Raw genomic sequence first — 18554 nt, forward strand, 5'->3', positions numbered from 1 at the left:
GCCCGTGGCCTTCGCATCCCTTCCCGATGATCTACCGAAATGGGTGATGAGCACATATGACCACCTCCGTGGAGTCCGGTGAGCAGCCGCTGAGTCTGGGCACGGCCGCCGCACGGAATCTGGCGACCACCACCAAGTCCGTTCCGCAGATGCAGGCCATCTCCTCCCGATGGCTGCTGCGGGTCCTCCCCTGGGTCCAGGTGTCCGCCGGCACGTACCGGGTGAACCGCCGGCTGACCTACACGGTCGGGGACGGGCGGGTGGAGTTCATCACCACCGGATCGCAGGTGCGGGTCATCCCGCCGGAGCTGGGTGAGCTGCCGACGCTGCGCGGCTTCGGGGACACCGCCGTGCTGGAGGCGCTGGCCGACGGCTGCGTCCAGCGCGAGTACGCGCCCGGGGATGTGCTGGTGGAGGCGGGCCGCCCGGCCGACCAGGTGTACCTGATCGCCCATGGCAAGGTCCGGCAGATCGCCCCCGGCGCCTATGACGAGGGCAGCACGCTGGCGGTGCTGGCCGATGGGGAGTACTTCGGCGACGCCGCCCTGACCGGCCCGGAGCGGACCTGGGAGTTCACCGTCCGGGCCGTCACCCGGACCACGGTGCTCACCCTCCCCCGGCGCGCTCTCCAGGAGGCCGCCGACCGCTCCGAGTCGCTGCGCGACCATCTTCAGGGGCTCGCCGACCGGCCCGCACCCGCTCAGAACCGGCGCGGTGAGGCCGATATCGCCATCGCGTCCGGCCACTCGGGCGAGCCGGTTCTGCCGGGCACGTTCGTGGAGTACGAACTGGCCCCGCGCGAGTACGAGCTGAGCGTGGCCCAGACCGTGCTGCGCGTCCACACCCGCGTCGCCGACCTCTACAACGAGCCCATGAACCAGGTCGAGCAGCAGCTCCGCCTCACCATCGAGGCCCTGCGCGAACGCCAGGAACACGAACTGATCAACAACCCCGAGTTCGGCCTGCTGCACAACGCCGACCTCTCCCAGCGCATCCACACCCGCAGCGGACCCCCCACCCCCGACGACCTCGACGAACTGCTGGCGCGGCGCCGCAAGACCCAGTACCTGCTGGCGCATCCGCGCACCATCGCGGCCTTCGGGCGCGAGTGCAACAGCCGTGGTCTGTATCCGCAGGGCGTCGAGGTGGCCGGGGTGGCGGTGCGGGCGTGGCGCGGGGTTCCGCTGCTGCCCTGCAACAAGATCCCGGTCAGCGAGTCCGGCACCAGCTCCATCCTGGCGATGCGCACCGGGGAGGAGAACCAGGGCGTCATCGGTCTGCACCAGACCGGTATCCCGGATGAGTACGAGCCCAGTCTGAACGTCCGGTTCATGGGCATCAGCGAACAGGCCGTGACGTCCTATCTGGTCTCCGCCTACTACTCGGCGGCGATCCTGGTGCCCGATGCGGTGGGTGTGCTGGAGGACGTCGAGATCGGCCGCTGAGCCCGGCCCGGAGGGGCCGCCCGCCGCGGACGTGGATCAGGGACGGACACTGCTGACCACGTCCGCGGTGGCGGCGAGCCCCTCGGAGATGGTGGGCGCCACACTGCTGCTCGCCAGGTAGAAGCCGAGCGTCACACAGACCAGCGCATGGGAGATGCGCAGTCCGCCGCTGCGGAGAAAGACCACCGTCAGGATCAGAAGCAGCAGGACCACGGAGATGGAAATGGCCATGGGGAGCCTCCTCGGCCGCTACGGAGCATCGGAATCCGGCCGTCAGTGTGGCTCACCATCGCCCGTGAACCGCCGTGACCTGGTGCTCCATACGGGTGCCGTTCTGCTGTCCGATTACTCCGCAGCGGTTTGCTCCCCGGCGGTCGTACCGCCCCGGCGGCGTGATCGCGGAGCGGGGGCGGGTTCGCCGGACCGGCCGGTCAGCCGGTGGGGGCCGCCAGGTCCACCAGCCCGGCGAGCGTCTCCCGGTGGCGGCCGGGGGTGCCCAGCGCGATCTGGTCGCTCTTGGCCCGCTTGAGATACAGATGCGCCGGGTGTTCCCAGGTCATGCCGATACCGCCGTGCAGCTGGACGCACTCCTCGGCCGCGTGCACCGCCACCTCGGCGCAGTGCGCCTGGGCCACGGCCACCGCGACCGGTGTGTCCGGGCTGTCCGTGGCCAGTGCGTCGGCCGCGTAGCGGGCGGTGGCGCGCGCCGAGACCAGTTCCAGCCACAGCGCGGCCATGCGGTGTTTGAGCGCCTGGAAGGAGCCGATGGGGCGCCCGAACTGATGGCGCTCCTTGGTGTGCCGGACGGTCTCGGTCAGACACCATTCGGCCACGCCCAGCTGCTCGGAGGCGAGCAGCCCGGCCCCGGTCAGCAGCGCCCGCCCGATGGCGGCCCCGGCCCGGTCGGGCCCGGCCAGCCGGCGCGCGGGGGCGCCGGTGAGGGTCACCGTGGCGAGCGGCCTGGTGAGGTCGAGCGAGGTGAGGGGTTCGACGGTGACGCTGGTCTCCGCGGTCTCCACGGCGTACAGCCCGTATCCGTCCGTACCGGCGGCGGGGACGAGCAGCACATCGGCGCCCGGGGCGTCCGCGACACCGGAGACCTGGCCGCTGAGCGTTCCGTCGCCGTCGGCCCTGACGGTCGCGGCGGGTGGGGCGGCCGCGCCGGCCGCGGTGGACAGCGGCACCGCGAGGGCGCCGACCGTGCGGCCCTCGGCAAGCGCGCCGAGCAGCCGGGCCACGGCCGGTTGGCCGGTGTCGCAGCCGAGCAGCGCCGCGACGGCGAGGACGGCGCTGGTGAGGTAGGGCACGGGGGCGACGGCGCGGCCGAGCTCCTCCATGACGACCGCCGCCTCGCGCGCGGTGGCGCCCTGACCGCCGAGCTTGTCGGGCACCAGCAACCCGGCGGTGCCCATCTCGGCGCCCAGCGCGCGCCACAGCGCCGCGTCGTACGCCCGGCCGCTCTCGGCCTCGGCGAGCACCGCGGCGGGCGGGCAGTGGTCGGTGAGCAGCGACCGTACGGCCGCGCGCAGATCGTCCTCCGCCTCGGAGTAGAGCAGGTCCGGGGTGCTCATCGGGGCAGGTCCTTCCACGGGAGGTCCTTGTCGGTGCGCGGCTCGGGCGGCAGGCCCAGGACGCGTTCGGCGATGATGTTGAGCAGCACCTCCGAGGTGCCGCCCTCGATGGAGTTGCCCTTGGCGCGCAGATAGCGGTAGCCGGCCTCGCGTCCGGTGAAGTCCACCAGTTCGGGGCGGCGCAGCGTCCAGTCGTCGTAGCGCAGGCCCTCCTCGCCCAGCAGCTCGACCTCCAGCGCGCTGATCTGCTGGTTGAGGCGGGCGAAGGCGAGCTTCATGGCCGAGCCCTCGGGGCCGGGCTGGCCGACCGCGAGCTGCTGGCGCAGCCGCTCGCCCGCGAGCCGGGCCGCCTCGGACTCCACCCACAGCCGCAGCAGCCGCTGGTGGAGGTCGTGGGTGCGCAGTTCGGGCCGTTCCCGCCAGGTGTCGGCGACCAGGCCGATCATGCCGCCCTCGCGGGGGACGCGGCCGCCGCCGATGGCGACCCGTTCGTTCATCAAGGTGGTCTGGGCGACGCGCCAGCCGTCGCCGATCTCGCCGAGCCGCCGGCTGTCGGGGATCCGCACACCGGTGAGGAAGACCTCGTTGAACTCCGCCTCGCCGGTGATCTGGCGCAGCGGCCGGACCTCGACGCCGGGGTCGGTCATATCGCAGACGAAGTAGCTGATGCCGCGGTGTTTGGGCTGGTCGGGGTCGGTGCGGGCGATGAGGATGGCCCAGCGGGCGAGATGGGCGCTGGAGGTCCAGACCTTCTGGCCGTCGACCACCCAGTCGTCGCCGTCGCGTACCGCCCGGGTGGCCAGGGCCGCGAGGTCGGAGCCGGCGCCGGGCTCGCTGAACAGCTGGCACCACACCTCCTCGCCGGTCCACAGCGGGCGCAGCAGCCGCTGCCGCTGCTCGTCGGTGCCGAAGCCGAGGATGGTGGGGGCGGCCATGCCCAGGCCGATGCCGATGCGGCGGGGGTCGTTGTCGGGGGCGCCCGCGGCCTCCAGTTCGGCGTCGACGACGGCCTGGAGCGCACGCGGGGCGTCCAGGCCGCCGAGCCCGGCCGGGTAGTGCACCCAGGCGAGTCCCGCGTCGAAGCGGGCGCGCAGGAAGTCCAGGCGGTCGGTGGTGGCGGGTGGGTGGGCGTCGAGGAGGTCACGGACGCGGCGGCGCAGCTCGTCGGCGTCCACGGCGGGGCGGTGCCGGGTGGCGCTCATCGGGTCCCTCCGGCGGCCTGTCCGGGGAGGACCACCACACGGCCGGTGGTGGTGCCGTCGGCGACGCGCTGCACGGCGCCGGCCGCGCCCTCCATCGGCACGCGCTCGCTGACCAGCGGTTTGACGGTGCCCTGTGCGGCGAGCTTGGTCAGCTCCTCGTGACAGGCGCGGACGGCGGCCGGGTCGTGGGTGTTGTACAGGCCCCAGTGCAGGCCGAGGATGGCGTAGTTCTTGACCAGGGCGTGGTTGAGGGCGGCCTGGGGGATGACGCCGCTGGCGAAGCCGACGACCACGACGCGGCCCTCGAAGGCGACGCATTTGACGGATTTGGCGAAGGCGTCGCCGCCGACGGGGTCGTAGACGACATCGGCGCCGCGTCCGGCGGTGGCCTCCTTGACGGCCGCCACGATGTCGTCGGTGCGCCGGTCGAGGACGAGGTCGCAGCCCAGTTCGCGGGCGACGCGGGCCTTGTCGTCGCCGCCGACGACCCCGATCACGGTCGCCCCGGCCGCCTTGCCGAGCTGGACGGCGGCGCTGCCGACCCCGCCCGCGGCGGCGTGCACCAGGAGCGTCTCGCCGGACCGCAGCCCGGCCCTGCGGTGCAGGCCGAACCAGCCGGTCTGGTAGCCGATGTGCAGCGCGGCGGCCTCGGCGTCGTCCAGGGCGTCGGGCGCGGGCAGGGCGGCCTCCGCCGCCACCGGCACCAGCTCGGCGAAGCCGCCCGCCGGAAGCGTGGGCGTGGCCAGGACGCGGGAGCCCACTTCGCCGTCGGCGCCCTCGCCGACGGCGACGACCTCACCGCACAGCTCGACGCCGGGGGTGAACGGCAGGGGCGGCCGCACCTGGTACTGGCCGCGGCAGAGCAGGGCGTCGGGGAAGTTGACGTTGACGGCCCGGACCCGCACCAGCAGCTGTCCCGGTCCCGCCGCCGGATCCGGCACCTCTTCGAGGCGCATGACCTCACCCGGCTCGCCGTTGTCGTGCACTCGCCATGCCTGCATCCGCTGGCCTCCACTAACGGGTCGTAAGGACGCGGTACCGCGCCGGGCGGAACATACTAACCAGTCGGTACGAGGAGGGGAACCGCCACGGCCGTCAGCCGTCCCGCCCCGCCCGCCCGGCGGTCGATGAACTCTTGTGCAACTCTGGAGGCACCCTTGAGCCCGGCGCGTCGGCAGGTAAAGAGTGGACGGCGACATATCGGCTCGTTTCACGGCGGGCCGATGCCGGAACGGGACGGGAGATGACGACTGTGCCCGACGACAAGGCGATCAGCGAGGCCGAGCTGGAGGCCAGGCTGCACGGCATCTGTTTCAAAACCGGGCCGCCTCGCCGTATCGGAGTCGAACTCGAATGGCTCATCCACGACCCGCACGACCCCGCACGACCCGTCGAGGCGGCCCGGCTCGAAGCCGCGGTGGCCGCTCTGCGCGGACTGCCGCTGCGGTCCGCCATCACCTTCGAACCCGGCGGCCAGGTGGAGCTCAGCTCCCTGCCGGCCGACTCCCTCTCCGCGTGCGTGGAGTCCGCCGCCGCCGATCTGGTTCTCGTACGTTCCCTGCTCACCGGGCTCGGCCTCGGTATCGCCGGCCACGGCCACGACCCCTGGCGCCCACCCAGACGCTTTCTCACCACGCCCCGCTACGAGTGCATGGAGACCTACTTCGACCGCCGGGGGCCGGCCGGTCGCTCCATGATGTGCAGCACCGCCTCGGTGCAGGTCTGCGTGGACGCCGGGCACGAGGAGCCCGGCCCGCTCGGCATGGCGCGGCGCTGGCGGCTCGCCCATCTGCTGGGCGCGGTGCTGACCGCCGCCTTCGCCAACTCGCCCCTGCGCCAGGGCCGCCCCACGGGCTACCGCTCCACCCGGCAGGCACTGTGGACGGCGATGGATCCCGGCCGCACCCACGCCCCGCGCGACGGCGGGGATCCCCGCGCGGACTGGGCCGATTACGTGCTGGACGCGCCCGTGATGGCGATCCGGGACGAGGAGGCGCCCTGGACCGTGCCGCGGGGGGTGACCTTCCGCCAGTGGGCCCGGACCGGGCTGCCCCGGCCGCCCACCCCCGACGATCTCGACTTCCACGTCTCCACGCTCTTCCCGCCCGTGCGCCCGCGCGGCCATCTGGAACTGCGCATGATCGACGCGCAGAGCGGTGCGGACGGATGGATCGTCCCCCTGGCCGTCACGGTCGCGCTCTTCGACGATCCGCAAGCTGCCGAAACGGTGTACCGGGTGGTGAAACCGCTCGCCGAGACGGCGGGCGCCCGCCCCGCGCCGGGCAATCCGCTGTGGCGGGCCGCGGCCCGCCACGGGCTGGCCGACCCCGAGCTGCGCACCGCCGCCATCAGCTGCTTCGCCGCGGCGCTGGATGCGCTGCCCCGCATCGGCGCCTCCCCCGCCGTCATCGCCGCCGTGGCCGCCTTCACCGACCGCTACGTGGCCCGTGGCCGATGTCCCGCCGACGATCTGCTCGCTCCTCTCACCGGTAAGGAGGGACGGTCATGACCGCTCTCGACTCCGACCTCACGATCGATCCCGAGGCGCTGCGCCGGCGCGCCGAGAAGGCGCTGCGCACCGCGCGCGACCGCACCCACACCCTCACCACGTGTGTGGACGAACCCGACCTGACCGCCCAGCACTCCCCTCTGATGTCCCCGCTGGTCTGGGATCTGGCGCACATAGGCAACCAGGAGGAGCAGTGGCTGCTGCGCGCGGTCGGCGGATGTGACGCCCTGCGGCCCGACATCGACCCGCTCTACGACGCCTTCGAGCATCCACGCGCCGAGCGGCCCTCGTTGCCGCTGCTGGCGCCCGCCGAGGCCCGCGGCTATGTCCACGAGGTGCGCGGCCGGGTGCTGGACATCCTGGAGCGGGTCGAGCTGCGCGGTGCCCCGCTGGTCGACGCCGGTTTCGCGTTCGGCATGATCGCACAGCATGAGCAGCAGCACGACGAGACGATGCTCATCACCCACCAGCTGCGCCGCGGACCCGCCGCGCTGACCGCCCCGCCGCCGCCCGACACGGCCGACGGCGCGGTGCTGCCCGAGGAGGTGCTGATCCCGGGCGGCCCGTTCACGATGGGCACCTCGGCCGAACCCTGGGCCCTGGACAACGAGCGGCCCGCGCACCGCCGGCTGGTCCCGGCCTTCCACATCGACACCACTCCGGTGACCAACGGCGCGTACCAGCGGTTCATCGCCGACGGCGGCTACGCCGAGCGGCGCTGGTGGACGGCCGAGGGCTGGGCGTACATCCGGGAACACGGGCTCACTGCCCCGCTGTTCTGGCGGCGCGAGGGCGGGCAGTGGCTGCGCCGCCGGTTCGGGGTGACGGAGCCGGTGCCGCCCGAGGAGCCGGTGGTGCATGTGAGCTGGTACGAGGCGGACGCCTACGCCCGCTGGGCGGGGCGGCGGCTGCCCACCGAGGAGGAGTGGGAGAAGGCCGCCCGCCACGACCCCGACAGCGGCCGGTCCCGGCGCTATCCCTGGGGCGACGCCGACCCCACCCCCGACCGGGCCAACCTCGGCCAGCGCCATCTGCGGCCCGCACCGGCCGGAAGCTATCCGCGGGGCGCCTCCGCGCTGGGGGTGCGGCAGCTGATCGGCGATGTGTGGGAGTGGACCTCCAGCGACTTCCTGCCCTACCCGGGGTTCCGCGCCTTCCCGTACCGCGAGTACTCGGAAGTCTTCTTCGGCCCGGCGTACAAGGTGCTGCGCGGCGGCTCCTTCGCGGTGGACGAGGTCGCCTGCCGGGGCACGTTCCGCAACTGGGACCTGCCGGTCCGCCGCCAGATCTTCTCGGGGTTCCGCACCGCCCGGGACGCGTCCTGATGTGCCGGCACCTGGCGTACCTGGGGCCGCGGACCTCCATCGGCGACGTGGTCATCGCGCCCCCGCACAGCCTGTTCCGGCAGTCGTGGCAGCCCCGGCGGCAGGCACACGGCACGGTCAACGCCGACGGGTTCGGCGTCGGCTGGTACGCGCCGGGCGACCCGGTGCCCGCGCGCTACCGCCGCGCCGCGCCCATCTGGGGCGATCTGTCGTTCGCCGACCTGGCCCGCGTGGTGCGGACCGGGGCGCTGATGGCCGCCGTACGGGACGCCACCGAGGCGGGCGCGGACGGGGAGGCGGGCGCCTCGCCTTTCACCTCCGGGGCCTGGCTGTTCAGCCACAACGGGGTGATCCGCGACTGGCCGCACACGGTCGCGGACCTCGCCGCGTCGCTGCCGCCGGCGGATCTGCTCGCCCTGGAGGCGCGGTGCGACTCGGCGTTCGTCTGGGCCCTGGTGCTGCACCGGCTGCGGCTGGGCCACGAACCGCCGGAGGCGCTGGCCGAGGCCGTCGACCAGCTCGCCGGCGCGTCCCCCGGCTCACGGCTCAATCTGCTGCTCATGGACGGGGAGACCATCGCCGCCACCGCCTGGGGCGACACCCTGTGGTACCTCGCCGATCCGGGCCGGGGCGTGGTGGTCGCCTCCGAGCCGTACGACCAGGACCCCGGCTGGACGGAGGTCCCCGACCGCACCGTGCTCACCGCCACCCGCACCGATGTACTGCTCACCGCACTCAAGGAGGCTTCCCGTTGAGCCCCTTCACCGTCACCCGCACCCTGCCCGCCGACGCCACCGCGGCCGCGCTGCGCGCCGATGTGGCCGACGGGCTGACCAGCACGCCCAAACACCTTCCGCCCAAGTGGTTCTACGACGCCCGGGGAAGCGCGCTCTTCGAAGAGATCACCCGGCTCCCCGAGTACTACCCGACCCGCGCCGAGCGGGAGATCCTCCTGGCCCGCGCGGCGGAGATCGCCGACGCGACCGGGGCCCGCACCCTCGTCGAGCTGGGCTCCGGCTCCTCCGAGAAGACCCGCCACCTGATCCGGGCACTGCCGGACCTGCGCGTCTACGTCCCCGTCGACGTGAGCGAGAGCGCGCTGGAGCCGGCCGGGGAGGCCCTGCTGGCCGAGCGTCCACACCTGACGGTGCACGCGCTGGTCGCGGACTTCATGAACGGGCTCACGCTGCCCGACGACACTCCGGGGCCGCGGCTGCTGGCCTTCCTCGGCGGCACGATCGGCAATCTGCTGCCGGCCGAGCGGGCCGTCTTCCTGGCCTCGGTGAGCGAACTGCTCGCCCCCGGTGACGCGCTGCTGCTCGGCACCGACCTGGTGAAGGACGAGGCCACCCTGGTCGCCGCCTACGACGACGCCCAGGGGGTCACCGCGGCGTTCAACAAGAACGTGCTGGCGGTGCTCGACCGCGAGCTGGGCGCCGACTTCGACCCCGCCGACTTCGACCACCTGGCGGTGTGGAACGCCGAGGAGGAGTGGATGGAGATGCGGCTGAGAGCCCGTAAGGAGCTGACCGCGAAGATCCCCGCCATGGATCTCGCGGTGCACTTCACGGCCGGGGAGGAGCTCCGCACGGAGGTGTCCGCCAAGTTCCGCGAGGAGAAGGTGCGGGCCGAACTGACCGCCGCGGGGCTGGAGCCGCGGCGGTGGTGGACCGACGCGGCGGGCCGCTTCGCGGTGTCGCTGGCCGTCCGCGGGTAGCGGCCCGGGAGGTACCGCACGCCGCCGCCCGGGGCTCCGGTCCCGGGCGGCGGTTCGCATGCGGGGGAAGGCGGTGTGGCGCGACGCCAACCCAGCGGTGGCGCGGGGCCGTTGGCGGCCGTACTCCCGTACGAGCCGTGCCCCCACCACGCCCCGAAAGAACACAGCGTGTCCGAACGACCCACGCCGCGCACCGACCGGTGTCCCGAGCCCCGCCGCAGAAGCGCGCTGACCGCCGACGCCCGCCGCGGCGGCCGGGGCCGCGCTGCCGGCCGGGCGTGCCACCACCGACGCGCGGCGGCCGCGCTCGGCGCGGGCCGCGGGCGATCTGCGGCCGTACGCCTGGTACTGGTTCCCCGACAGCCTCCCCTCCGGCTCTCCGGGCTCCGGTGTCGTCCGGCGCGGCCTCCCGGCGTGGACGCCCGAGTCCGATCCGCGACGGTGCCGCTCGCGCCGCGCACCGCAACGGCGTGCCCGTCCTCGGGAACGTCCTCCTGCCGCCCGCGGCGTACGGAGGCCGGCCGCGCTGGGCCCAGGACTCGGCGGACGGCGGCTTCCCGGTCGCGGACAAGAGCCCGCCGCCGTCTCGCTCGTCTGGTAGCCGTCAGACCGTCACCCTGCGTTTCGCTCGCACAACCGACAGAAATAATGTGATGCGCATCACATAAGCGGAAAAGGGCCGCAGCACAGCGCGCTACGGCCCGCCCGCTGGGCGCGCTCCCTCTTGTTGTGGCCAAATCCGTGCCCATATCTTTGGCGCGCCTGGCAGCTCGCCGCACCCCGGCAGCAGGAGGAGGAGCCGTCCATGCCCTTACGGGGACGCCACCGCCGTTACAAGGCCAACCGCATCTCCCGCGCCTCGCTGAGCGTGACCGCGGGCGGCGCCGGAATCGCCCTTCCGCTCATCGGCGCCGCGGGCGCCTCGGCGGCCTCGGGCGAGACCTGGAACAAGGTCGCCCAGTGCGAGTCCACCAACCATTGGGACATCAACACCGGGAACGGCTTCTACGGCGGACTACAGTTCACGCAGAGCACCTGGGCGGCTTACGGCGGCACGGCCTACGCGGCACGCGCCGATCTGGCCACCAAGGACCAGCAGATCGCGGTCGCGGAGAAGGTGCTCGACGCCCAGGGGCCGGGTGCCTGGCCGGTGTGTTCGGGGAAGGCCGGTCTGACGCGGACCGACGCGGCGCCGCAGAGCGCGCCGAAGGTCCTCAAGGCGTCCGCCGCACCGGCGAAGGAGGCACAGCGGCCCCAGAAGGCCCAGCGGACGGCGGCGAGCAAGCCCACGCCCACCAGCCTCCCGGGCGCGTCCGCCAAGTCCGGCCGCTACGTCGTCGTCAGCGGCGACTCGCTGTCCGGTATCGCCGACTCCCATGACGTCAGCGGCGGCTGGAAGACGCTGTACGAGACCAACCGCGGGACGGTCGGCGACGATCCGGATCTGATCTACCCCGGTCAGAAGCTCTCGCTCACGGGCGGCAAGACCACCGCCAAGCCCAAGGCGAAGACCGAGACGCCCGGCAAGGCCGAGGCCAAAGCCAAGGCCAAGGCGAAGCCCGCACCGCGCCAGAAGGCCGCCAAGCCCCAGCCCAGCCGGGAGCGGGCGGCCAAGCCCGCCGCCTCCTCGGGCTTCATCGCCCCCGTCAGCGGCGTCAGCCCGAGCACCGCCTACCGGGCGGCCGGTTCCAGCTGGTCGAGCGGCTATCACACGGGCGTGGACTTCCCGGTATCCATCGGCACCTCGGTGAAGGCCGTCTCCACCGGCCAGGTGGTCTCGGCGGGCTGGGCCGACGCATACGGCTATCAGGTGATCATCCGGCATCCGGACGGCAAGTACAGCCAGTACGCCCATCTCTCGCAGTTGTCGGTGCGGACCGGGCAGAGCGTCAACGTCGGCCAGCAGGTGGGCCGTTCGGGCGCCACGGGAAACGTCACCGGACCGCATCTCCACTTCGAGATCCGCACCGGTCCCGGCTACGGCTCGGACATCAACCCGCTCACCTATCTGCGGTCACACGGCGTCAGTCTCTGACGGGGCCCGGGGGCCGGCCCCGGACCGCCGGGCGGTGTCGGAGGGGCGTGCCAGACTCGCGCTCATGCACACCCGGACCGTTCTCACCCCGCTCGGCATCCGCCACGACGACCCGCGGCTGCGCTACCGGGGCGCGGTGTCCCTGCGGCGCGGCCCCGGGTGGACCGCGCCCTGGCGGCTGCCGCACGAGGACGCGGCGCTGTACCTCCCTGAGGGCGGGCTGGGCCGGGCCGCGATGCCGTCCGGGGTGCGCGTCACACTGCGCACCGACAGCGCCTCGCTGGTCTGCCGCTACCAGGCCGACCCCGCGCCCAGGCTGAACGGGCCCGAGGAGCGCGCCCGGCTCGATGTGCTGTGCGACGGGCGGCGGGCGGCCACCGTGGAGCTGGAAACCCATGGTGGGGACGCGGAGTTCCGGTGCGACGGTCTGCCGGGGCGGATGGCGACGGTCGAGCTGTGGCTGCCCTTCTACCACCAGTTCCGGCTGTGCGGGGTGTCCGTGGACGCGGGCGCGACCCTGGAGCGCGAGGCCCCCGGGCGGCAACCGCGCTGGGTCCACTGCGGCAGCTCCATCTCGCAGGGGCGTGGCGCGGCCTCCCCCAGCCGGACCTGGACCGCCCTGGTCGCCCGGCGCGCCGGCTGGGACCTCACCTCCCTCGCCCTGGGCGCGGCCTGCTGTCTCCAGCCCATGACGGCGCGGCTGATGCGGGATCTGCCGGCCGATCTCCTCACCCTGTGTGTCGGGGTCAACGTCCAGGCGCTCGGCAGCCACAACCGCGACGCGCTCGTCTCGGCGCTCGTCGGTTTCGTCCGCACCGTGCGCGAGGGCCACCCCACGACGCCGTTCGCCGTGATGTCCACGATCACCGCACCCGAGCGGGAGAGGGTTCCAGGGCCTTCGGGGATGACCATGCGCGAGTGCCGGGCGCACATCCGCCGGGCCGTGGCCCTGCTGCGCGACCACGGGGACACACGGCTGCACTACCTCCACGGTCCCGAGGTGTTCGGGCCGGCCTGTACGCGGCTGATGCTGGAGCCGGAGGGCTCGGACCGGCTGCATCCCGCGGCGGCCGGCCACCCCGTTCTGGCCTCGCGCTTCGTCACGGCCCTGCGCCGGGCCCGCTGCGTGCCGTAGGCGCTTCCCGGGGGCGACCCGGACCGTGCACGCAGTTCTGCACGCTTGCGGCTATTGACTGCACGAAAGCGTGCGGATGAGACTCTCTCCATTACGGAGCCCCCGACCGGGCCATCGGCCGGCGCCGCCCGACCGGTGCCCTGGCGGACCGGACCGGCGGACGAGGGCTTTCGCGCATTCGCGGACCGCCCGTGCCCTGGCACATCGATGTGCCCGGACGTGGCAGCTCCGCACCGGCACACGAGGACGTCACATGCACCCCCAGCCCGAAAGCGGAACCGGCACGACTGCCGGTCTCCCGGCCACGGCCGACGGCCGCACCTCCAGCGCTCCCCCGTCCGGCCCCGCCCCGGCCGGCGCCCCCGACGACGGACGCATGACGTGGTACGTCTACCTCGCAATCGTGATCAGTACGTTCGGCGGGCTCATCTTCGGCTACGACACCGGAGTGGCCGGTGGCGCGGCGGGCTTCGTCGCCGACGACTACGGCCTGTCCAGCTTCATGGAAGGCGTGGTGGTCAGCACCTCCCTCTTCGGCGGGATGGTGGGGGCCATGGCCGGGGGCCCGCTCGGCGACCGTTACGGGCGGCGGCCGGTTCTGCTGCTGTCCGGACTGCTGTTCACCGCCGGGGCCCTGATCTCGGCGTTCGCCCCCGGGCTCGCCGTGCTGCTCGCTGCCCGTGTGGTACTGGGGGCCGGCGTGGGCGCCGCCTCCGTACTGGTGCCCGTGTACATCGCCGAACTGGCCCCCGCCCGCATCCGGGGCGCCCTGGTCTCCGGTTACCAGCTCCTCACCACCCTGGGCATCGTGCTCGCCTACGGCGTCAACGCCCTCTTCGGGGCGGGCCAGGCGTGGCGCTGGTCCCTGGGGCTGGCCGCGGTGCCGGGTCTGCTGCTCGCCGGGGGCGTGCTGCTCGTGCCCGAATCGCCCCGGTGGCTGGTCTCCCGGGGCCGGCTGGAGGCCGCCCGCGATCTGCTGCGCCGCGTACGCGGACGGCACGACGTGGAGGCCGAGCTCCATGAGATCAGGGCCGTGCACCGGCAGGAGGCGCGGGCCGGCTCCGGCGGCTGGCGGGAGCTGAACGCGTCCTGGGTGCGGCCGATGGTGCTGGTGGGCGTGCTGGTCGCGTTCTTCGCCAACGGCTGCGGCATCAACCTGGTCATCTACTTCGCCCCGCAGATCCTCCAGTCCGCCGGGATGGGTTCCAGCTCGTCCCTGCTGGCGACGGTGGGGCTCGGCGCCGTCAATGTCGTCTTCACGGTGGTGGGCATGGCCCTGGTCGACCGGGTGGGCCGCAAACCGCTGCTGCTGGCCGGGGCCGTCGGTATGACGGTCACGCTGGGCGCGCTGGCCGTGGTGGTGTCGGTGCCCGGCCTGCCCGGCGCCAACTGGCTGTCCTTCGCCTGTCTGAGCCTGTACATCGTCATGTACGCCGTCAGTCCGGGCCTGGTCGCCTATGTGGTCATCTCGGAGATCTTCCCCCTGCACGTGCGGGCCAAGGCGACCGGTGTGGCCACCTTCGTCATCTTCGCGACCAACCTGGTGATCGGCCTGACCTCGCTGCCGATGCTCGACCGGCTCGGCACCGCCACCACCTTCTGCCTGTTCACCGCGGTGTGCGTGCTCTTCGTGCTCTTCTGTCTGCGGATGCCGGAGACCAAGGGCCGCACGCTGGAGGAGTTGGAGGCCCGGTTCCGTGCCGCGGCCGACAGCCGGGCCCACGCCCGGGTCTCCCGCGGCGTCTGAGGCCCGGCGGCCGCTGTCGACGGCGGACACCGTGCACGCGTCGCACGCCACCGCGCAACGCGTGCACGGTAGTGTTGTCCTGCCGAACGACGCCGCGCAGGAGGGGTGAGTCGTGTCCGAGTCCTCGGCCGATCGACGCCGGGCCATATTGGAGAACGTGCGTGCCCTGGGGTACGCCGGGGCGGGCGAGCTGGCCCGCACCTTCTGCGTGGACGGCTCGACCATCCGCCGCGACCTGGCCCAGCTCGAACGGGCCGGACTGGTGCGGCGCACCCGCGGCGGCGTGCTGCCGGCCGACCCGGCCGAGGCCGTCGACACCCCCTACGACGTGCGCCGCGTCCAGCACGCGGAGGCCAAACACGTGCTGGGCCAGGCGGCCGCCGAACTCGTCGAGGACGGCCAGTCGGTCATCATCGACAACGGTTCGACGATGTACCAGGTGGCCCAGGCGCTGCGGCGGCGGCACCGCCTCACCGTCATCACCAACGACCTGATGGTCGCGCTGTGCATGTCCGAGCACGCCACCCACCAACTCCACATGACCGGCGGCGTGCTGCTGGACACGGTCTACACGCTGGTGGGTCCGGGCGCCGTGGCCTCGCTGCGCGGACTGCACGCCGACTGGGCCTTCCTGGGCGCGGAGGCGGTGCATCCGCAAGCCGGTGTCACCAACGTCAACGTCGTCGAGATCGCCGTCAAACAGGCGATGATCGAGGCGGCGGAGCGGGTGGTGGTCGTAGCGGACAGCTCCAAGCTCGGCCGCCGGTCACTCGCGCCGGTGTGCGGCCTGGAGAGCGTCCACGCACTCATCACCGACGACCGGCTGCCACCGTCCGAGCGGACCGCGTACGGTCCCGCGCTGCGGTGCGTACCCGCGCCCGCGGACACACACCGGTAGCTCCGCGGCCCCGTACCGCGCCGCTCCGGGCACGCCTGCCCATCGGTCCGGAGGCCGAGTGCCTCCGGACCTGTTGCGTGCGACAAAGCCTGCACGCTTTCGCGTATTGACTGCACGGTTGCGTGCGTGATGGTCTGGTGCAGTCCGGATGGCCACGTATGCGCCGCAGACCCGGACCCGCGTCGGCCGGGACGTACGCTCCCTGGGCCGTCCGCTGTCGAAGCGCCCCACTCCGCCCGCCGCACGGCGGCCCTCACACCCGTTCCCGGAAGGATTCCCCGATGACCGACCCGGCCCGCTCGTCCGACGGCTATCTCGCGGACATCGCCGCGCAGCCCGATGCCCTGCTCAGACACGCGGATTCCGAGCTGCCCGCCACCCTGGCCGGGCTGGACCTCGGACAGTACGACCGCATCGTGCTGACCGGCATGGGCTCGTCGCTCCACTCCTTCGTACCGGTCGAGCGCGCCCTGGCCGCCGCCGGTCTGCCGGTGTGGCGGATCGACTCCGGACAGCTGCTCGACACTCCGCAGCGCATCACGCCCGGCACGCTGCTGTGGGCCACCTCGCAGTCCGGACGCAGCGGCGAAATCGTCGCCCTGCTGGAGGCCCTCACCCCCGCCACCCGGCCCCGCACCCTGGTGGCCACCACGGACGACCCCACCAGCCCACTGGCGGCAGCGGCGGACATCCTGGTACTGCTGCACAGCGGCCCGGAGGCCACCGTCAGCACCAAGAGCTACCTCAACACCCTGGCCGCCCATCGCAGGGTCCTGGCCGCGCTGCGCGGTGCGGACGACCTGGCCGTCACGGAGGACCTGCGCCAGTGCGCGGGGGCGCTGCGCCGCCTGCTCGCCGACCCGCCCGCGATCGCCGACGTCGCCAAGCGGGCACTGTCCGCCACCCACCCCAGGTTCGCCCTGGTCGGAACCGGTGACGACGCGGCCACCGCGCTCACCGGCGCCCTCATCACCAAGGAGGCGAGCCGGGTGGCCGCGGAGGGATACGTCGGCGGCGCCTTCCGGCACGGTCCGCTGGAACTGGCCGGCCCCGGACTGACCGCCGTGCTGTTCGGCCCCGGCGACGCACAGGACCCCGTGCTGCCCGCGCTCGCCCATGACCTCTCCGGGACCGGCTCCACCGTGATCACTGTCGGACCGCGCGCCTACCCGGGCAGCGAGCTTCTGGCCACCCCCGCCGACCGCGGCACGTTCGGCCGGCTGGCGATCGGTATCGCGCAGGTCCAGCTCCTCACGGTGGCGCTCGCGCAGACTGCCGGGAACGTACCGGGGGAGTTCCGGTTCGGTCGCAAGATCACGGACACGCTGTGACCGGGCGAGCGGCGGGAGACGCCGCGGACCGCGCGCGCACCGGCGCGGACCGGCCAGGGCCGCGGACCACACCGGCACACCATCCATCGGCCACCGCATCGGCCGCCCCCGCCGTCGGCGTGGACCTCGGCGGCACCGGGGCCCGGCTCGTGGCCTGGCAGGACGGCACGGTGCTGGCGGCGGCCGACGCCCTCTCCGCCGACCTCGGTACCGGAGAGGTGCCCGAGCGCGTCGACCGGCTGGCCCGCGTCATCTCGGGGCTGCTGCCGACCGGCGTCCGCCCGGCCGCCGTGGGCATCGGGGCGAGCGGTCCCGTGGACGTGACCGCGGGTGTCGTGCACAACCACGACACCCTGCCGTGGTTCTCCGGGTTCCCCCTCACCGAAGCCCTCGGCGAGCGTCTGTCGGTCCCCGTCGTCATCGACAACGACGCCGTCACCGCGGCCCTGGGCGAGCACGCCGCCGGTGCGGGCCAGGGCTGCGACCGGATGCTCATGGTCACCCTCGGCACCGGCATCGGCACGGCCATGCTCGTGGACGGACATCCGGTGCGCGGGCTGGACGGCAGCCACCCCGAGGGCGGCCACCTGCCGGTCACCGACGACCCGGCCCGCTGCTACTGCGGCCTGACCGGCTGCTGGGAGCAGGCCGCCTCGCGCAGCGCCCTCCAGCGCATGCTGGCCACCCGGCTCGGCGACGACCCCCCGGGCCGCCGGACCCTGGAGCAGGGCGTGCGGGCAGCCCGCACCGATCCCGCGATACGCGAGGTGTTCACCGCGTACGGCACGCTCCTCGGACGCGGCCTGGCGGCTCTGCACGCCCTGTACCAGCCCCGGGTGACGGTTCTGGGCGGCAGCGCGGCCACCTGCCTGCCGCTGTTCGCAGAAGGCATGCGCCGGGCGCTGCGCCGCTCCCCCGAATACGACGTGCCCACCGACATCCGCCCCGCCCGGCTCGGTGACAACGCCGGCGCGGTCGGCGCGGCCATCCTCACCCACCGCGTCCCGCCCGCGGGCGGGTGACCCGCCCCCGACCGGGACCCGCGCCCGGAGGCGCACTTGATCCGGGAGCGCCTTTCGGGCGAGACTTCTACAGCCCTGTAGATTGCCGCCGGGTGGCCGGTACGCCGTATCGGCCCTCAGCGCCGGAAGAGAGCAGACCTGATGTTCGGCTTGAGCGAACTCGCCGTGATCCTCATCGTCGTCGTCGTGGTCCTCGGCATCAAGAAACTGCCCGAGCTGGTGCGTTCCGCGGGCCAGGCGACCCGGATCTTCAAGAGCGAGACCAAGGCGCTCAAGGAGCAGGACGCCCCGTCCGCACCGGCCGGTCCGGGACAGGTCGTCTCCGGCACCGTGATCAACCGGGACGAGCCGCCCCGCTCCTGAACGCGCGGCCCGGGTGCCGGGCTCCGTCGCGCAGGGCCACCGTCCGCGCCTTCAGCAGCCCCTCGCCGAGTGGTATGGGCGCCTCCCCCTCGAGTTCCGCAGGGGGTGAAGAACGAGACCTCGGTGGTGGGGTGGTGGACCCCCGAGGTGTGGTTGAGCAACTGGCGGATGGTGACGGCCCTACCGTCGTTGCCGTTCCCCCGGACCGGCGGCCCCGCGGTCGTACAGTGGGGTGAAAGCGGCCAGACCATGAC

At 73.4% G+C, this 18554-nt stretch carries 16 protein-coding genes; 12 read left to right on the forward strand and 4 right to left on the reverse strand.

Annotated features, from left to right (window positions below):
• The first annotated feature begins 56 nt into the window (after nt 1-56).
• A complete protein-coding gene (locus PS467_RS03410) occupies nt 57-1445 on the forward strand; it encodes a family 2B encapsulin nanocompartment shell protein (protein WP_311033910.1) in 1389 nt (462 codons plus the stop codon).
• 36 nt (nt 1446-1481) lie between these two features.
• Here PS467_RS03410 and PS467_RS03415 read toward each other — a convergent pair whose 3' ends face one another.
• From PS467_RS03415 to PS467_RS03430, 4 genes are all read right to left on the reverse strand, one after another.
• Nucleotides 1482-1676: a hypothetical protein gene (locus PS467_RS03415; RefSeq protein ID WP_020866016.1), complete on the reverse strand. Its 195-nt coding sequence runs from the start codon at nt 1674-1676 to the stop codon at nt 1482-1484.
• A gap of 200 nt (nt 1677-1876) precedes the next feature.
• A complete protein-coding gene (locus PS467_RS03420; RefSeq protein WP_311033911.1) occupies nt 1877-3016 on the reverse strand; it encodes an acyl-CoA dehydrogenase family protein in 1140 nt (379 codons plus the stop codon).
• Nucleotides 3013-4218, reverse strand: a complete 1206-nt coding sequence (locus PS467_RS03425; RefSeq protein WP_311033912.1) for an acyl-CoA dehydrogenase family protein — start codon at nt 4216-4218, stop codon at nt 3013-3015. Before PS467_RS03425 ends, PS467_RS03420 begins: the two co-directional genes overlap by 4 nt.
• Nucleotides 4215-5219 carry an NADPH:quinone oxidoreductase family protein gene (locus PS467_RS03430; protein WP_311033913.1) on the reverse strand — a complete coding sequence of 335 codons (1005 nt, stop codon included), beginning with the start codon at nt 5217-5219 and terminating at the stop codon, nt 4215-4217. The genes PS467_RS03425 and PS467_RS03430 overlap by 4 nt, the downstream gene beginning before the upstream one ends.
• Nucleotides 5220-5461: 242 nt before the next feature.
• Here PS467_RS03430 and egtA point away from each other — a divergent pair, with 242 nt between their 5' ends.
• The 11 genes from egtA to PS467_RS03490 all read left to right on the forward strand — a co-directional run bounded on the left by egtA (nt 5462) and on the right by PS467_RS03490 (nt 18300).
• Nucleotides 5462-6727 carry an ergothioneine biosynthesis glutamate--cysteine ligase EgtA gene (gene egtA / locus PS467_RS03435; RefSeq protein ID WP_311033914.1) on the forward strand — a complete coding sequence of 422 codons (1266 nt, stop codon included), beginning with the start codon at nt 5462-5464 and terminating at the stop codon, nt 6725-6727.
• Nucleotides 6724-8052: an ergothioneine biosynthesis protein EgtB gene (gene egtB / locus PS467_RS03440; protein ID WP_311033915.1), complete on the forward strand. Its 1329-nt coding sequence runs from the start codon at nt 6724-6726 to the stop codon at nt 8050-8052. The genes egtA and egtB overlap by 4 nt, the downstream gene beginning before the upstream one ends.
• Entirely contained in the window at nt 8052-8807 is a 756-nt protein-coding gene (gene egtC, locus PS467_RS03445) for an ergothioneine biosynthesis protein EgtC (RefSeq protein WP_311033916.1), read from the forward strand. Before egtB ends, egtC begins: the two co-directional genes overlap by 1 nt.
• Nucleotides 8804-9769: an L-histidine N(alpha)-methyltransferase gene (egtD, locus tag PS467_RS03450; RefSeq protein WP_268969933.1), complete on the forward strand. Its 966-nt coding sequence runs from the start codon at nt 8804-8806 to the stop codon at nt 9767-9769. Before egtC ends, egtD begins: the two co-directional genes overlap by 4 nt.
• 805 nt (nt 9770-10574) lie before the next feature.
• Complete coding sequence (locus PS467_RS03460) at nt 10575-11804, forward strand: transglycosylase family protein (protein ID WP_311033917.1); 1230 nt, start codon at nt 10575-10577, stop codon at nt 11802-11804.
• Between the two features lie 64 nt (nt 11805-11868).
• Nucleotides 11869-12939 (forward strand): GDSL-type esterase/lipase family protein, encoded by a 1071-nt coding sequence (locus PS467_RS03465; RefSeq protein WP_311033918.1) that lies wholly within the window; start codon nt 11869-11871, stop codon nt 12937-12939.
• A gap of 253 nt (nt 12940-13192) precedes the next feature.
• On the forward strand, nt 13193-14686 hold the full coding sequence (locus tag PS467_RS03470; protein WP_311033919.1) for a sugar porter family MFS transporter: 1494 nt from the start codon (nt 13193-13195) through the stop codon (nt 14684-14686).
• A 112-nt stretch (nt 14687-14798) separates the two neighbouring features.
• Nucleotides 14799-15584: a DeoR/GlpR family DNA-binding transcription regulator gene (locus tag PS467_RS03475; RefSeq protein ID WP_311033920.1), complete on the forward strand. Its 786-nt coding sequence runs from the start codon at nt 14799-14801 to the stop codon at nt 15582-15584.
• Between the two features lie 281 nt (nt 15585-15865).
• The gene (locus PS467_RS03480) at nt 15866-16915 is read left to right on the forward strand and encodes an SIS domain-containing protein (RefSeq protein WP_311033921.1); all 1050 of its coding nucleotides are present in this window, start codon (nt 15866-15868) and stop codon (nt 16913-16915) included.
• The gene (locus tag PS467_RS03485) at nt 16912-17937 is read left to right on the forward strand and encodes an ROK family protein (RefSeq protein ID WP_311033922.1); all 1026 of its coding nucleotides are present in this window, start codon (nt 16912-16914) and stop codon (nt 17935-17937) included. Before PS467_RS03480 ends, PS467_RS03485 begins: the two co-directional genes overlap by 4 nt.
• A gap of 141 nt (nt 17938-18078) precedes the next feature.
• A complete protein-coding gene (locus PS467_RS03490; protein ID WP_268969940.1) occupies nt 18079-18300 on the forward strand; it encodes a twin-arginine translocase TatA/TatE family subunit in 222 nt (73 codons plus the stop codon).
• Nucleotides 18301-18554: the final 254 nt, after the last annotated feature.

Source organism: Streptomyces luomodiensis (genome assembly GCF_031679605.1).
Taxonomy (GTDB): Bacteria; Actinomycetota; Actinomycetes; order Streptomycetales; family Streptomycetaceae; genus Streptomyces; species Streptomyces luomodiensis.

Coding starts and splice junctions, on each gene's coding strand:
- PS467_RS03410 (WP_311033910.1), top strand. CDS start 57: ATGACCACCTCCGTGGAGTCCGGTGAGCAGCCGCTGAGTCTGGGCACG.
- egtB (WP_311033915.1), top strand. CDS start 6,724: ATGACCGCTCTCGACTCCGACCTCACGATCGATCCCGAGGCGCTGCGC.
- egtA (WP_311033914.1), top strand. CDS start 5,462: ATGACGACTGTGCCCGACGACAAGGCGATCAGCGAGGCCGAGCTGGAG.
- PS467_RS03415 (WP_020866016.1), bottom strand. CDS start 1,676: ATGGCCATTTCCATCTCCGTGGTCCTGCTGCTTCTGATCCTGACGGTG.
- PS467_RS03460 (WP_311033917.1), top strand. CDS start 10,575: ATGCCCTTACGGGGACGCCACCGCCGTTACAAGGCCAACCGCATCTCC.
- PS467_RS03465 (WP_311033918.1), top strand. CDS start 11,869: ATGCACACCCGGACCGTTCTCACCCCGCTCGGCATCCGCCACGACGAC.
- PS467_RS03420 (WP_311033911.1), bottom strand. CDS start 3,016: ATGAGCACCCCGGACCTGCTCTACTCCGAGGCGGAGGACGATCTGCGC.
- egtC (WP_311033916.1), top strand. CDS start 8,052: ATGTGCCGGCACCTGGCGTACCTGGGGCCGCGGACCTCCATCGGCGAC.
- PS467_RS03490 (WP_268969940.1), top strand. CDS start 18,079: ATGTTCGGCTTGAGCGAACTCGCCGTGATCCTCATCGTCGTCGTCGTG.
- PS467_RS03480 (WP_311033921.1), top strand. CDS start 15,866: ATGACCGACCCGGCCCGCTCGTCCGACGGCTATCTCGCGGACATCGCC.
- PS467_RS03430 (WP_311033913.1), bottom strand. CDS start 5,219: ATGCAGGCATGGCGAGTGCACGACAACGGCGAGCCGGGTGAGGTCATG.
- PS467_RS03425 (WP_311033912.1), bottom strand. CDS start 4,218: ATGAGCGCCACCCGGCACCGCCCCGCCGTGGACGCCGACGAGCTGCGC.
- PS467_RS03470 (WP_311033919.1), top strand. CDS start 13,193: ATGCACCCCCAGCCCGAAAGCGGAACCGGCACGACTGCCGGTCTCCCG.